The sequence below is a fragment of the Lysobacter sp. Root76 genome, from assembly GCF_001428685.1.
Taxonomy (GTDB): domain Bacteria; phylum Pseudomonadota; class Gammaproteobacteria; order Xanthomonadales; family Xanthomonadaceae; genus Lysobacter.
On the sequence record NZ_LMIK01000001.1, the window covers coordinates 709,550 to 722,825 of the forward strand.

The window sequence follows — 13,276 nt, forward strand, 5'->3', positions numbered from 1 at the left end:
CGGGGCGAGGATCCGCCTTCCAGGCCGCTATCGGCGTCATTGCAAGCCGCAGCTTTCGCGCCGGCACGGCGCGACCACATCGTCCATTTCATGTTTCGAATCCCCAATCCGCCCGGTAACCGCAGGTCGTCGATATGCACAGCTTTGGCGCGAACGCAGGCATGGCCGCATCGCGTCAGCGAGTGCGGCGCCCTGCCCTTATCTGATTCACCGGTAACCGGTGAAATCCCCTTCGCGATGTACGGCGCGCGATGCGATCAGCGACGCCCAGTGGCGGCACCGTAGAGGCCGATCGGGTTCAACTCAATGACCGATCTTCAAGAAAACTTTCAAATCTTCACGCCGGGGTCGGCGCGGTTTCTTCTTCGGTGGAAAACACGAAGCCCCCGCGGTAGATTGCGCGCACGGGGAGGCGCAGCTGCCTGTTCGACAGTTTTTTCCGCAAACGGTGTACGAGAACGTCCAGACGATGGGGATCGAAATCCGACGTGCCATCCGACAGGCGTTCGATCAGCGCATCGCGCGCGATCGCCTCGCCGGGCCGTTCCATGAGACTTTCCAGCAAGATCTTCTCGCTGCCCGAGAGTTCGAACGCTTGGCCATCGGGCGCCCGCAGCGACCAACCGCCGTCGGCGAGCCGCCATGTCTGCGCCTGCGTCGGCGCTGCGTTTCGCATGCGACGCGCCACGCTGCGCAGGGTGGCCGCAAGTACGATCAGATCCGTGGGCTTGGGCAGATACGCGTCGGCGCCGCTGCTCAGACCGAGCGCCTGCTCGGCCGGCAGCGCACGCGCGGTCAGCATGACCTTTCCGATGTCCATGCGATCGCTCAGGCGCCGCAGGACGGAATAGCCGTCTTCGCCGGGCAGCCCGACGTCGAGCACCACGAGGTCGAATTCCATTTGTGCGCTGGCGCGCCAGAACGCTTCGGCGCTGGGGCAGGCGATGACGCGAAAACCATGTTCTTCCAGTCCGGCTGCGAGTTCTTCGAGAAGATCCGGATCGTCTTCGATCACAGCCACCCGCTCTCGAGGCCCGCGCCCCTGCATCCCTTGCTCCATCGTCGCTCCCCCTGCGCGTACGCGCCCCCTGCGCGCACACCGCGGGGAGTATACGGCTCCGGGGGACGGCGTAACCTCGCCGCAAGCGCGCGCCCCCGTTCAGCATCCTGTCCCAGATGAGGCGGCTCGTGCTTTTGTTGTTGGTGCTGTCCATGTCCGTCGCTCTGGCGGGCCCGGTCCCAGCGCACTCCTCCGATGACGCGACGGACGCGCCGGTCGATCTGTCGGCGGGTGCCGTCTACCTCTACGACCCCGAAGGCGATTTCGATATCGCCACCGTGCGCCGGCTCGCGCGCGCGGATTTCGGCGCGGCCCGCGGGTTCGGTACCTCGCTCGGATTGAGCGCGCGCGACAGTGCGGCCTGGATCCGCCTGGATGTCCCGCGCCAGGTCGCCGGCGGCGAGTGGTGGCTTTCGGTGGGCCCGGCGACGGTCACCTCCGTCACCTTGTACGCGCCGGATGCATCGGGTCGCCTGACCATGCGCGAACTCGGCGCGTCGACACCGTTCGCGGGTCGCCCGGTACGTTTCCGGCTACCGGTGTTTCCGTTGCGGCTCGCGGCAACGCCGGACGCGCGCACGCTTTATCTGCGTGTTTCCGGGCGAAGCACGACGCATGAGGTCGAACCGGTGATGTGGCGGCCGGCGGCCTTCGTGGCCATGGCCGAGCGCGATTACGCGCTATGGGGCGCGTATTTCGGCATCCTCATGCTGTTGATCACGTTCACCTTGTTCTTCTGGCTGGAATTCCGCTCCGCCGCGTACCTGCGCTACTCGCTCTACCTCGGCGCGTTCTTCGCGGTGCTCTGGCTGCTGGAAGGTTTCGGTGCGCAATGGCTGTTGCCCGATTCGCCGGAGACCGCGATCTATCTGACCAGGGCCATCGCCCTGGTCGCGATGGGCTACACCCTGTGGTTCAGCCTGAAGCTGCTGGAACTGGAGCGCAGATTCCCGCTGCTCCACCACATCGCGGCCGCGCTGTCGCTGGCGCAGGCCGGCGGTGCGCTCGCCATCCTGTTCGTGAACGACGGCGTGGTGCTGCGAACAGCGCTGGTCGCGGCGCTCGCATGGCAGCCCATCTTCTTCGTGTTGCTTCGCTATCAATGGCATCGCCGGCCGGACCTGCGACCGGTGATCGTCGCGTTCGCGCCGCAAATGGTGGGCCTGGCGATCGCGGTGCTGCGGCATGTCGGCGCGGTGCCCGCCGGTTTCTGGTCGTCGCATGCGCTGGAAGCGACGGGCATCGTGCATATGGTGGTGCTGAGCCTGGCGCTCATGCGCCGGGTGCGCGACTCGGAGCGGCGTGCGCTGCTGCTCGCCAGGGAATCGGAGGAGCGCCTGGACCGCAAGGTCGGCGAACGCACCTCCGAACTGGCCGACGCCAACCGTCGCCTGATGTCGGAGATCGCCGAGCGCCGGGCCGCCCAGACGGAACTGGCTAGCTCGCTGAAGTCCGAGCGCAAGATGCTGGACGCACAGCGCGATTTCGTCGCGATGGTGTCGCACGAATTCCGCACGCCGCTGGCGGTGATCAAGGCGGTGGCGCAGCGCCTGCGGTCGCATTCGGCGCTGCAGGACGACGATCTCCAGAACCGCCTGGGCCGGGTAGATCGCGCGACCACGCGGATGACGGCGATGATGGAGACGTATCTGGCGGACGACCGGATGCGCGCGCCCGAGCGCGAGCGTCGGACCAGCCGATTCCCCGCGGCCGCGCTCGTGTCGGCCGCCGTCGAACACCACGGCGGCAACGCCGATTCGCGTATCAGGCTCGCCACGGCCGAAGACGCGCCCGACATCGATGGCGACCTGGGCCTGCTCACGGTGGCGCTTGCCAATCTGATCGACAACGCCCTCAAGTACTCCGTCGCCCCCGCCCCAGTGCGGGTCACGACGACTTGGGAAACGGGCATGCTGTACTTCCGCGTGGCCGATGAGGGCACGGGCGTGACCGAGTCCGAACGGGAGCGCATCTTTCAGCGTTACGTGCGCGGGTCGGCGAGCAGCGGTCGGGGCGGCGCCGGACTGGGCCTGCATCTGGCCCAGGAGATCGCCAGGCTCCACGGTGGCGACATCACGATCGAACAGACGGACCTGGCGGGATCGACGTTCGTCTTGACGGTGCCCGCAGCGCCCGTCGAGCACGTCGAGCCGACGCGCAACGTCGCGACGATGGATCAACTAGGGGTGCAGTAATGGGTGTGAGGAACATCGGAGCCGCCTGGCGGCGCGCCTTGCTGATCGCGGCTATTGCGTGCGCTGGATTCGGCAACGCGTCGGCCGCGGACTGGGTCTATCGGGTGCGGCCCGGCGACAATCTGTGGGATCTGGCCTCGGCACACCTGAAGGCCGACATACCCTGGTCGCGCCTGCAGGCTTACAACCGCGTGCCGCATCCGAAACATCTTCCCCCCGGGCAGCGGTTGCGGTTTCCGGTCGAATGGCTGCGCGTGCAGCCCGAGCGCGTGCGCATCGTCGCCGTGCGCGGTGCGGTCCAGATCGCAATGGACGGTCGCGCGCCGGCGCGCGCGGCAACGGTGGACATGCGGATCGCTACGGATGGCTGGGTCGAAACCGGCGAGAACGCCAGTGCGACGGTGGAGTTCGCCGACGGTTCGCGCTTACTGCTCGCCAGCCGCAGCCGCGTCGTGTTCGACCGGCTCAGCAGCTTCGGGCGGACGGGCATGGTCGACAGCGAGGTCCGGCTCCAGCGCGGACGGGCGACGCACCGGGTCGCGCCGCAGAACGGCCCGGCGGCGCGCTACGAGGTCTCGACGCCGTCGGCGACATCGAGCGTGCGCGGCACCCGGTTCCGCGTTGCGTACGAGGACGGGCGGGAAACCACCGAAGTCGTCGAAGGCCACGTCGGTGTCGGCGGTGGATCGGGCTCCGCGGAGCTCCGGGCCGGCTACGGCAGCCGCAACGACGGCAGCGTGCGCGCACGCGCCCTGCTGCCCGCGCCCGCGCTGCCCGCCAGGGCCTTCGACAGCCTGCCCATCGTGCTCGAATGGCCGTCGGTGCCGGGCGCGAGCGGCTATCAGATCGACGTGGTCCGCGCCGATGCGCCCGAAGTACAGCTGTTCGAAGCGGCGGCGGCGGCGCCGAAAGCCGGCATCGGCACACTCCCGCCGGGCCATCATCTGATCCGCGTGCGCGCCGTCGATGCCGAGGGCGTCGCGGGCCTGGACGCGAACCTGCCGATCGAGGTCCCCGAGGGACCGGCGCCGCCGCTGACGATCCGTCCGGCCAATGCCGAGGTGTCCTACCTGCCCAAGCCGCGATTCGAATGGTCTCGCAGCGAAGGGGCCGAAGGCGCGCACATCCAGATCGCGCGCGATGCGTCGATGGGCGACCTCGTGCAGGAGATCGATTCCGCCTCGACCCGCGCTCGTCCGACCGTGTCGCTGCCTCCCGGCACGTACTGGTGGCGCGTCGCCTCACGCGATGCACGCGGGCGCCTCGGGCTCTTCGGCGGCGCGCTTCCGTTCGACGTGCGCGCGATGCCGTCCGATGCGCAGATCGCGGCGCCCTCGGTGAAGGAAGGCGAACTCGTGCTGCGCTGGCGCAGCGTGCCGGAGATCACGCGCTACCGCGTCGAGGTGTCGCGCCATGCCGATCTGCGCGAACCGCTGATCGATACGACCGTCGAAACGCCGGAACTGCACATGAAGAAGCCGCGCGGCGGCCGCTGGTACGTGCGCGTCCACGCGCTGGACGAGGACGGTGCGGCCATGGAGCTGGGGAGCGTCCAGGAGATACGTCTGCCCTGCATGCTTTGCTACGCAGGCGGCGCCGCGTCGGTCGCGCTGCTGTTGCTGGTGCTATGAGGCGCCTCGGCCCGGGGTGGTATCGATGGGCGGCCGCCTTGGTCGCCGGCCTGTGCGCAATGATGCTGAGCGCATCCGGCGCGATGGCGCCGGTCGACGACGCCCTGTACGCAGCGTATGTCCGCAACGCACCTTTGGCGCGCGACGGCGAGACCGTCCTGATCGCAATCGACGATCGCAGCCTGCAGGCGCTGGGGCAATGGCCATGGCCGCGGCGCACTCACGCTCGCCTGGTGAATCTGCTCGATGCGGCCGGTGCGCGCAGCGTCGCGCTCGACCTGTTGATGCCCGAACGCGACCGGGATCCCGGCAGCGACGACGCCCTCGCCCAGGCGATGCGGACGAGCGGGCGCGTGGTGCTGCCGGTCAACGCCGGCACCGCGGCGGCCGGCGCTCCGGCGGAGGAACTGGTGCCGGTCGCGCCGCTGGGCGACGCGGCCCGGGCCTTGGGCCACACCGATCTGGAATCGGGACGGGATTCGGCGTCGGCGCTGTACCTCAAGGCCGGCATAGGCGCGCCCCGCTGGCCCGCTCTGCCGCGCGCGCTGCTGGGCGTCGAGCGCAACGACCTCGCCGCGCCTCCCAAGCCCGGGCGGAATGCATCGCGGGCCTGGGAGCGAGCGGATCGCGTGCTGTTGCGCTTCTCGGGCCCGGCCGGTACGTATCCGCAGTATTCGTATGCCGACGTGCTCGACGGCCGGGTTCCGGACGATGCATTCCGCGGCCGTCGCATCATCGTCGGCGCAACGGCGGCGGGACTGGGTCACGTGATCGCCACGCCGATGCCCGGCGGTCGGATGTCGACGCTCGAGTACCTGGCGAATGCGACCGAAACGCTCGCGCAACGCGCCCAGGTTCATGCACTGGACCCGGCGACGTGCGCGCTGCTCGCCTTCCTCGCCACGACGCTGGCGGCGGGCCTGGCGCTACAACCTGCGCTTCGTGCGCGCCTGCTGGTCAATGCGGTCGTCGTCATGGGCCTGGTCGCCGTGAGCCTGCTGGCCGTATCCGCGGCCCAGACGTGGTGGGGACCGTCGGCCGCGGTCGTAGCGGTCGTCGTACTGGGCGCCGTTTCCCTCGTCGTCGATCTGCGCCGGAGCACCGACCGCGCGCACCTCGACGGCGTCACCGGCCTGTTGTCGCGGAGACGCTTCCTGCATCGCCTCCGCGGCGCCATCGCGCATGCGGCCGACACCAGCGAGCCGCTGGCCGTGATCAGCCTGGAGTTCTCCGGCTTCGAGCGATACCGCGCGCGCGCAGGAGAACTCGAAGCCGCCGTGCTGCTGGCGCGCCTCGCGAAACTCATGCACGCCGAGCTGGACGGCGCTGGCGATTTCGCCGGCCGAACCTCCGATGCCGGCTTGGCCAGCGTCGTGCTCCACCGATCGGACGCAGCCGTGGACGCGATGGTCGACCGCCTTCGAACCCAGGCCGCAGCTGTCGTGCGCAATGCCGAGGGCGACGACGGCGCCACGGCGCTGCAGGTGCACGTCGGTCGCGCACGCGCGACGTCGGATGCCTGGCTTCCCCTGTTGCGCCGCGCGGCGGCGGACGGACGCAGGCCGGCGGTGCGCGCCTGACCGCGGTTCCCGCAGGCCATCGCCGGTCGAAAAGCGAAAAGCCCTGCGAAAGCAGGGCTTTTCGCTTATAAACCGGTTATTTCCCGGAGGTCTTTCAGAACGGCTCTAGCCACCATCATGTCAATGGCATAGCAAGTTTTTCTCTGGCCTCTAGAACTTGGTTGGCGGCGTGCGTATCAATGGCTGCTTCCGAGCTATTACGTTGAATAACTCGCCGCGACAGCCTTGAACCTAGGGCGTCGGCCGTCACGGGCGGATCAGAGAACTCCGAAGACCAAGCCCAGACCGACCGCAAACAGCAGGCCAGCCACGATGCGTTGAACGTGCTGCATGGTGAGCTTGGTGAGGTAGCGGTTCCCCAAGAACGCGCCCGCGAACGCGGACAACACGGCGCCAGCTAGCAGCAGATAGTCGAGTTCACCGGCCTGGCTCCCCAGCTCAGCCGAGTACACGCCAATCCGCGAGAGGTCGATGAGCGCGGCGATGGCAACGCCGGTTCCGATAAATGCCTCCTTGGTAAGGCCAGCTCGAACTAGAAATGCGGAGCGCAGGGCGCCCTGCATGCCGGCCAGGCCGCCGAAGAAGCCGCTGAGCACGCCCCCAACGGGAAGATATCTGGGAGGGAGCGCGACCCTGCCGAAGCGCTCGGAGACCTCAAGCCCTGCGAACGCGAGCAACAGTCCGCCGATGGCCAGCTTCACGGGGGTCACGACCGCCAGCTTGCCGAAAATCACATACGACGCGATCGGCGGCACGTCGGCCAGTCGGCTCAATACCAGCGCGCCGACGAATGAGGCGACGAATGCCGGCAGCCCGAACCGAATCAGGACCCCCTTGTCGGCTTTTCGCCCCACCAGCCCGAGCTTGAACAAGCCATTGAGGAGGTGCACGACGCCTGTAAGCGCAACTGCCTGCTCGATCGGGAAGAACAAGGCGAACGCCGGCAACAGCAAGGTCCCGAGGCCGAAGCCGCTGAAGAACGTCAAGCCCGACGCAAGAAACGCCACGACGCAAATAATGATCAGGGTCACGGGCGGTCCAGATCTTGGGAGCGACACATTGTCGCACCTTGACGATAGCCGCCCGGCTCACGACACCCTCTCGCGCCCCTAATGAATCAACCAGCCGAAGCTATTCCACTGGACACACATCGACCCAGCGTAAATCGACGCGACGATGAGGCCCCATTTGACGATGGCGAGCGCTTGCGCGAGCCCGGGATGCGGGCCTTAACGCCCTCTGCCTGGATCGTTGCCTTGGGAAGGGCGACATTTGTGACCTCACGGGCGATTTGGACCAGGCGCAGCAGACCCAGCGCATCCGCATTTGCGCGCGCCGAACCGGCGCCGTAGCATCGGTGCAGGAGATGGCATTCCTCCTGTCCCCACCGGGGCAAACCGCCGCCTTGGCTGATGATGCCTGCTGACCCCGCTCCGGGGCGCAGGCTGTGGGCATCACCGCCACTTCGTGCGCCCCGTGTCACCCCAATTGGGAGTGCGCACGTGCCGATACTGCCTGCCTTGCTGATCTTCTGTGGCGCTGGCCTTGGGGCCTTGGCGCGATGGGGGCTGAGCCTCGCGCTCAACCCCATCGTGCCGTGGCTGCCGCTGGGCACGTTGGCCGCCAACGTCATCGGCGGCCTGTTGATGGGCGTCGCTTTAGCTTTGTTCACCCAGTTCGATGCGCTCTCGCCAGCATGGAGGCTGGCCATTGCCACCGGCTTTCTGGGCGGGTTGACGACATTCTCGACCTATTCGGCCGAGGCCGTAACCTTGCTGGTACGTGGCGAGTACGGCTGGGCGACCCTGCACATCACCGCGCACGTCGGCGCGTCCCTCGCGGCGACGTTCGCCGGGATGTTCGTCAGCCAAGCCATACTCCGGACGCTGGGAGGCACTCCATGATCGGCATTCACTTGCGGCTCTACACCTACGAGATCCGCCGGCACGACGGCCAACTCGTTTATCAATGGCTGCTGGATCAGGCCAAGCGCATGGGCATCCACGGCGGCTCGGCGTTTCGCGCCATGGCAGGATTCGGCCGACACGGCCGCCTGCATGAGGCGCACTTTTTCGAGCTGGCCGGTGAAGAACCGGTCCTGGTGGAGTTCATCGTCACCGACACTCAGGCGCTGCAGTTTCTGGAACTGCTTGAGACTGAGGGCCTGCACCTGTTCTACGCGAAGCTGCCAACTGAGTATGGTGTGGTTGGGAAGCTCGATCCCTAGCGCTGCCGAGCGGGGTCCTGCATCGACTCTTCAAGGCACCCCGCCAAACGCGAAGTTTCAGCGCATGAAGGCGTGCGTTGACCCTGACCGCACCGTTGGGCGAGCAGCGAGGGGCTAGTCACCCGACCCGGTCGATCGACCCCAGCAGAGTACGGACGTTCGCAAAGACAGAACCGCTACTTCGATCCGTAAATATTCAACGGCGCCGAGGTGCGGATTCCGTTTCAATTGGCGCCAGTGCCGCTTGGCTCTGAACGGTCTGGTGAGGCTTATCCACGGCTGCTTGTGCTCGAGTGGGCGGCATGTAGCTAAATGCCATGGCGCCTGGGCCACCCAAGCCGCAGGCTTGCTTACGCGGCCGGATCAGGCCAGCACATCGGGAGCATCCCCAACGAGCCTTCGCGCAAGGCCCAGCGCGGACTCGAAATCGCCAACGAAATGAAGTTCGCCGTGCTTGGGGCGCAGATGCATGCCATCGATCACTCGGCGGGGTTGCGACTGAAGGCCGGAAATAATCAGCACAATCCCGCGGCGCCGGCACCGCTCGAGCAGGGCCTTGAGCGCATGTACGCCACTGGCGTCAATGATTGGCACCAGCCGCATCCGCAGGATGAAGACCTTCGGCGGGTCTCGGAACTGATCGAGGAGGTTGTCGAGCCGATTGGCAGCGCCAAAGAACAGCGGCCCATTGATCATGAAGGCTTCGACGCCGGCAGGCAGATGATCGCGCTGGGTCAAGTCGGCGGACACCTCACCGTTCTCCTCAATGAGCCGGATGCCCGACGTCACTTCCACGGCGTCGGCCATGCGGAACATGAAGACGAATGCGGCCACGACAAGGCCGACTTCTATCGCGAGCGTCAGGTCGAACAGCACGGTCAGGAAGAAGGTCAGCAGCAACACCAATCGATCTCCCTTCGGGGCCGACAGAGTGTGTCGAAAGTGCTCGTACTCGCAGATGTTCCATGCCACGACCAGGAGCACGGCCGCCAATGCGGCCAAAGGCACGTAGCGCATCAGCGGGGCGAGCGACACGAGGAACACGAGCAGGAACAGCGCGTGCAGTATGCCGGCGATCGGCGAACGCCCGCCTGCGCGGATGTTGGTGGCCGTCCGCGCAATGGCGCCCGTGGCCGGAAGCCCCCCGAACAGCGCCGCGCCGACGTTGGCGAGGCCCTGCGCAACGAGTTCGCCGTTGGACCGATGGCGGCCGCCGGTCATCCCATCGGCCACCACGGCCGATAGCAATGACTCGACGCCTGCGAGAAAGGCGATGGTGAACGAACTTGGCAGAAGCTCCGCGGTTCGCTCGAACGGAATGTTCGGAAACTCGAAGCTTGGCAACGATGTGGGGAGACTGCCAAAACGGCTGCCGATGGTCTCCACCGGCAGCATGAACGCGCTGGAAGCCAGCGTGCAGAGGACCAGCGCGACGAGGAACGCCGGCCAGTGCGGCCAGCCCCGGCGCAGTGTCACGATGATGGCGATGGACACCAGTGCCAGGGACGCGGCAGCCGGGTTGGCCGTCGTCGCGTGATCTGCGTAGGCGGCCCAACGCGCCAGGAATTCGGCCGGGACGCTGCCCATCTGCAGGCCGAAAAGGTCTTTGATCTGGCTGGAAACGATGCTCACGGCAATGCCGGCCGTGAATCCCGTGATCACCGGCTGCGGCATGTACTTCATCAGCGTGCCGAGCCGCATCAGCCCTGCGGCGATCAGCATTAGACCCGCCAACAGTGTGCAAAGCACAAGTCCGCCGAAGCCGAACTTCTGGATCACTACGAATACCACTGGGATGAACGCCGCGGTGGGCCCGCCGATCTGCACGCGCGAGCCGCCGAACACCGAGATCAGGAAGCCCGACACGATCGCCGTGTACAGGCCCGTCTGCGGGGCCGTCCCGCTGGCGATGGCGAGTGCCATGGCCAGCGGCAGAGCCACGATGGCGACGGTGAGCCCGGCGATTGCGTCCCTTCGCAGGTCGGAGAGCGAATATCCCTCCCGCAGTACCGTCAGGAGCTTGGGTTCGAACTGATGCGCGTACTGCTTGACGGTGTGGGATGCCATGACTCCCCCGGTCAGTGGGCAACGCGTCGGTCAACGGCGCTTGGGTGCAGAGCGCCTTCGCTGGATCGGGTTATGCGCCAACTTCGTCAATATTGCTTCAAAGAGCGGATCGTTGCCGGTGTCTTCGGCCAGCACGTGCCTGGCGGCGGAGGCGGCCACCACCTGGGCCAGTTCCAGAGGCAACGGTTCGAGCGTCTCGTTCCAGAACTGCAGTTGCAGGTCGCGCAGCCAAGACGCCTCCGGCATCAGCGTCCGGTAACGCCCCAGCTCCTCCAGACACTGCTGGTCGACCGCTTCCGTTTGACTGCGGGACACCAGCAGGGTGCAGGATTGTTGCAGCGGCGTCCTGAGGAACTGGTCATAGACCGACAGGCATTGGGACAGCGCCTGCTGGGACGTTCCATGGGTCGCTTTGCGGTCGCGGGAATCGAAGACAGAAATGGCGGCCCGCATCGGCGTGCGGGCCAGTAGCGTGGCAATCGAGCTTTCCTCGGCCGCTACGGTGCCGGCGAACGGAGCGGCCAATTGCGGAGCGCACGTCCTGACCCATGTCGGTGGCCGGTCGAGACCTGGCACATGCGGACCGGGATTGCCTCGGCCCGTCCACAGGGCATGCAACGCGTGCGTGAGGTCAATCCAGGCCGTTGGCAAGGCGGGCCAGCACAGCGATTGCACAAAGACCGTTTCGCCGGCATCGGTCGATACGCGTGCGGAACCCAGGAATGCAATGCGCGAGACCTGCGGCTTCTGGGCTCTGACCGCCGGGCGGGATCGGGATGCACGTGGTGCCGTGGAATGTGTCATTTGCCTGCAAACGTCCAATCAGGAAGAGGCTTGAAAAGCATCACGAGATGATGTCTCATGCGCTCTATATGATGCATTGTGCATCAAAATACATGTCTTAACATTAACAGGAGTGGCTTTTTTCGCGGCGCTTCAAGATGATGCGCGTCCAGGCCGCTTAGGCCGGTGACAAACGGAAGTAGGTGATGCCCCACGCATCAAATGAAATGCTCTGCACCTCTTGGCTGAAAGGTTTGTCGGGGTGCCGGCCATGATCACCGCAGCCCAACTCCGGGCGGCCCGTGCCTTGGCCGGGATGGATCAGAAGACGCTGGCGGAGAAGGCGGGCGTGTCGTTGCCGACCATCCAGCGCATGGAGGCCAGTACCGGCAACGTCCGCGGCGTGGTCGAGACGCTGACGAAGATCATCGCGGCACTCGACGCGGCCGGAATCGAATTGATCGGCGAGAACGCACCGAGTCAGGGCACAGGGCGGGGAGTTCGGCTCAAGACCCCCAGCCCCCTCTGATCCCGACGCGGCTCTCGCCTTGGGAACCCAGGGCGATGTAAACGGAGGCGACGTGGCGACTGATGCAGACATCGACGAACTCAAGCGGATGTGCGTATTGCTGTTCCTGGAACTTCAGGAGATTCGCCGTAAGCTGGAAATCGAGCCTGTTGGATCGCGGGACATTGACGAGTACCGAAATGCGGTCCCCAGCTATCTGACGCAGTTCGACAGAAAAATGCGGAATCTCGTCAAAGAACGCTCGAGCGATCAGTAGCACAGGGCACTGGAGCTGTCCTGGCCGGCCGGTTGGAACGGGACGGCGCGGAGGGTCTCGATGCGGAGAAGAAGGCGATATTGATGACTCGCAACGATCACATAATCGAGGATCTGCGCCGGCGCATTCCGTCATTCACCTGCGTCGTGGGTTGCCATGACTGTTGCGGACCGGTTACCGCCTCGTCGGAAGAGGTGGCTCGGCTTCCCATCAAGACCGAGGCCGAACACGAGGCGGCACTGGCCGAGCTCAATTGTCCGCACTTGGGCGCGCATGGTTGCGAGGTCTACAGCGAGCGCCCCTTGATATGTCGCCTGTTCGGTACGACCCCGCGGCTGCTGTGTCCCAATGGTCGGCGCCCGGTGTACATGGTGGATACGAAGACCGAGGACGAAGTGTTTCGATTCCTTAGGCAGACGCGCCAGGTGCTCGTTTGATGGGCGAATCGACCGCAATGAACTGCTGCCGTCGGGGCAATGCGACGGGCTTTGGCTCTATGTCTGCCCTGCTTGCCAGTCCTCCAAGCGCTCGGGTAGTCCGCGACGCGCATGCGGGAGGCGTTCTTGAGACCATCTGCGAGGTCGAGAACCGTGCATAGGCTTGCTCTTAGTCCGATTGAACGTGCTGCGCTATACATGCTTTTGAATCGGCGACCATTGTTCAAGTGGGAGCGGGATGCGCTGACGGATGACATAACGCGCAGCCTGGAGGAGAGGGGGCTGATTGTTCGCGACGGAGCCCAGTGGCAGGTGACGGAGAAAGTGGGCGTAAGGTCAATTGTGCGCATGCGCTAGCGCAGTCGTACAAGCGTGAGCCAGCTCGGCCGAACCCCGCCAAGGCCGGCTGAATCCCAATCTCATTACCCGGATCCTCGGCCATGATCTGCCCATCCAAGGCGGCGTCCTAGGCTACGAGCACCTGGAAACTGACGTCGCCGACAGCGCTGAC

The 13,276-nt window shown here is 66.0% G+C and carries 12 protein-coding genes and 1 riboswitch; of the genes, 8 read left to right on the plus strand and 4 right to left on the minus strand.

Going from position 1 to position 13,276, the window contains the following annotated elements; genetic code table 11:
* Nucleotides 1-337: 337 nt before the first annotated feature.
* Entirely contained in the window at nt 338-1,015 is a 678-nt protein-coding gene (locus ASE10_RS02860; protein WP_055902972.1) for a response regulator transcription factor, read from the minus strand.
* A 197-nt stretch (nt 1,016-1,212) separates the two neighbouring features.
* On the opposite strand from ASE10_RS02860, the gene ASE10_RS02865 reads away from it, so the two are divergent.
* Genes ASE10_RS02865 through ASE10_RS20500 form a run of 3 tightly spaced genes read left to right on the plus strand, consistent with a single transcriptional unit; the run spans nt 1,213 to nt 6,466 of the window.
* Nucleotides 1,213-3,255, plus strand: a complete 2,043-nt coding sequence (locus ASE10_RS02865) for a sensor histidine kinase (RefSeq protein ID WP_162255239.1) — start codon at nt 1,213-1,215, stop codon at nt 3,253-3,255.
* A gap of 38 nt (nt 3,256-3,293) precedes the next feature.
* Entirely contained in the window at nt 3,294-4,886 is a 1,593-nt protein-coding gene (locus tag ASE10_RS02870; RefSeq protein ID WP_055902975.1) for a FecR domain-containing protein, read from the plus strand.
* Between the two features lie 38 nt (nt 4,887-4,924).
* Complete coding sequence (locus tag ASE10_RS20500) at nt 4,925-6,466, plus strand: CHASE2 domain-containing protein (RefSeq protein WP_162250439.1); 1,542 nt, start codon at nt 4,925-4,927, stop codon at nt 6,464-6,466.
* A 257-nt stretch (nt 6,467-6,723) separates the two neighbouring features.
* Here the strand turns inward: ASE10_RS20500 and ASE10_RS02880 are convergent, their stop codons facing one another.
* Nucleotides 6,724-7,497, minus strand: a complete 774-nt coding sequence (locus ASE10_RS02880) for a sulfite exporter TauE/SafE family protein (RefSeq protein ID WP_055902979.1) — start codon at nt 7,495-7,497, stop codon at nt 6,724-6,726.
* A gap of 322 nt (nt 7,498-7,819) precedes the next feature.
* Nucleotides 7,820-7,895, plus strand: a riboswitch (Fluoride riboswitch).
* A gap of 73 nt (nt 7,896-7,968) precedes the next feature.
* Here ASE10_RS02880 and crcB point away from each other — a divergent pair.
* Nucleotides 7,969-8,370, plus strand: coding sequence for a fluoride efflux transporter CrcB (gene crcB, locus ASE10_RS02885; RefSeq protein ID WP_055902981.1), 402 nt, complete (start codon nt 7,969-7,971; stop codon nt 8,368-8,370).
* A complete protein-coding gene (locus tag ASE10_RS02890) occupies nt 8,367-8,693 on the plus strand; it encodes a DUF190 domain-containing protein (protein ID WP_055902983.1) in 327 nt (108 codons plus the stop codon). The genes crcB and ASE10_RS02890 overlap by 4 nt, the downstream gene beginning before the upstream one ends.
* A gap of 363 nt (nt 8,694-9,056) precedes the next feature.
* On the opposite strand, the gene ASE10_RS02895 is transcribed toward ASE10_RS02890, so the two are convergent.
* The gene (locus tag ASE10_RS02895; RefSeq protein ID WP_055902985.1) at nt 9,057-10,760 is read right to left on the minus strand and encodes a SulP family inorganic anion transporter; all 1,704 of its coding nucleotides are present in this window, start codon (nt 10,758-10,760) and stop codon (nt 9,057-9,059) included.
* 30 nt (nt 10,761-10,790) lie between these two features.
* Nucleotides 10,791-11,285, minus strand: coding sequence for a hypothetical protein (locus ASE10_RS02900; RefSeq protein ID WP_055902987.1), 495 nt, complete (start codon nt 11,283-11,285; stop codon nt 10,791-10,793).
* A 529-nt stretch (nt 11,286-11,814) separates the two neighbouring features.
* On the opposite strand from ASE10_RS02900, the gene ASE10_RS19910 reads away from it, so the two are divergent.
* The 3 genes from ASE10_RS19910 to ASE10_RS02915 all read left to right on the plus strand — a co-directional run bounded on the left by ASE10_RS19910 (nt 11,815) and on the right by ASE10_RS02915 (nt 12,765).
* Nucleotides 11,815-12,072 (plus strand): helix-turn-helix domain-containing protein, encoded by a 258-nt coding sequence (locus tag ASE10_RS19910; RefSeq protein ID WP_055902989.1) that lies wholly within the window; start codon nt 11,815-11,817, stop codon nt 12,070-12,072.
* Between the two features lie 52 nt (nt 12,073-12,124).
* Nucleotides 12,125-12,328 carry a hypothetical protein gene (locus ASE10_RS19915; protein ID WP_157480875.1) on the plus strand — a complete coding sequence of 68 codons (204 nt, stop codon included), beginning with the start codon at nt 12,125-12,127 and terminating at the stop codon, nt 12,326-12,328.
* Nucleotides 12,329-12,411: 83 nt separating this feature from the next.
* Nucleotides 12,412-12,765: a YkgJ family cysteine cluster protein gene (locus tag ASE10_RS02915; protein WP_055903980.1), complete on the plus strand. Its 354-nt coding sequence runs from the start codon at nt 12,412-12,414 to the stop codon at nt 12,763-12,765.
* The last annotated feature ends 511 nt before the right edge of the window (nt 12,766-13,276 follow it).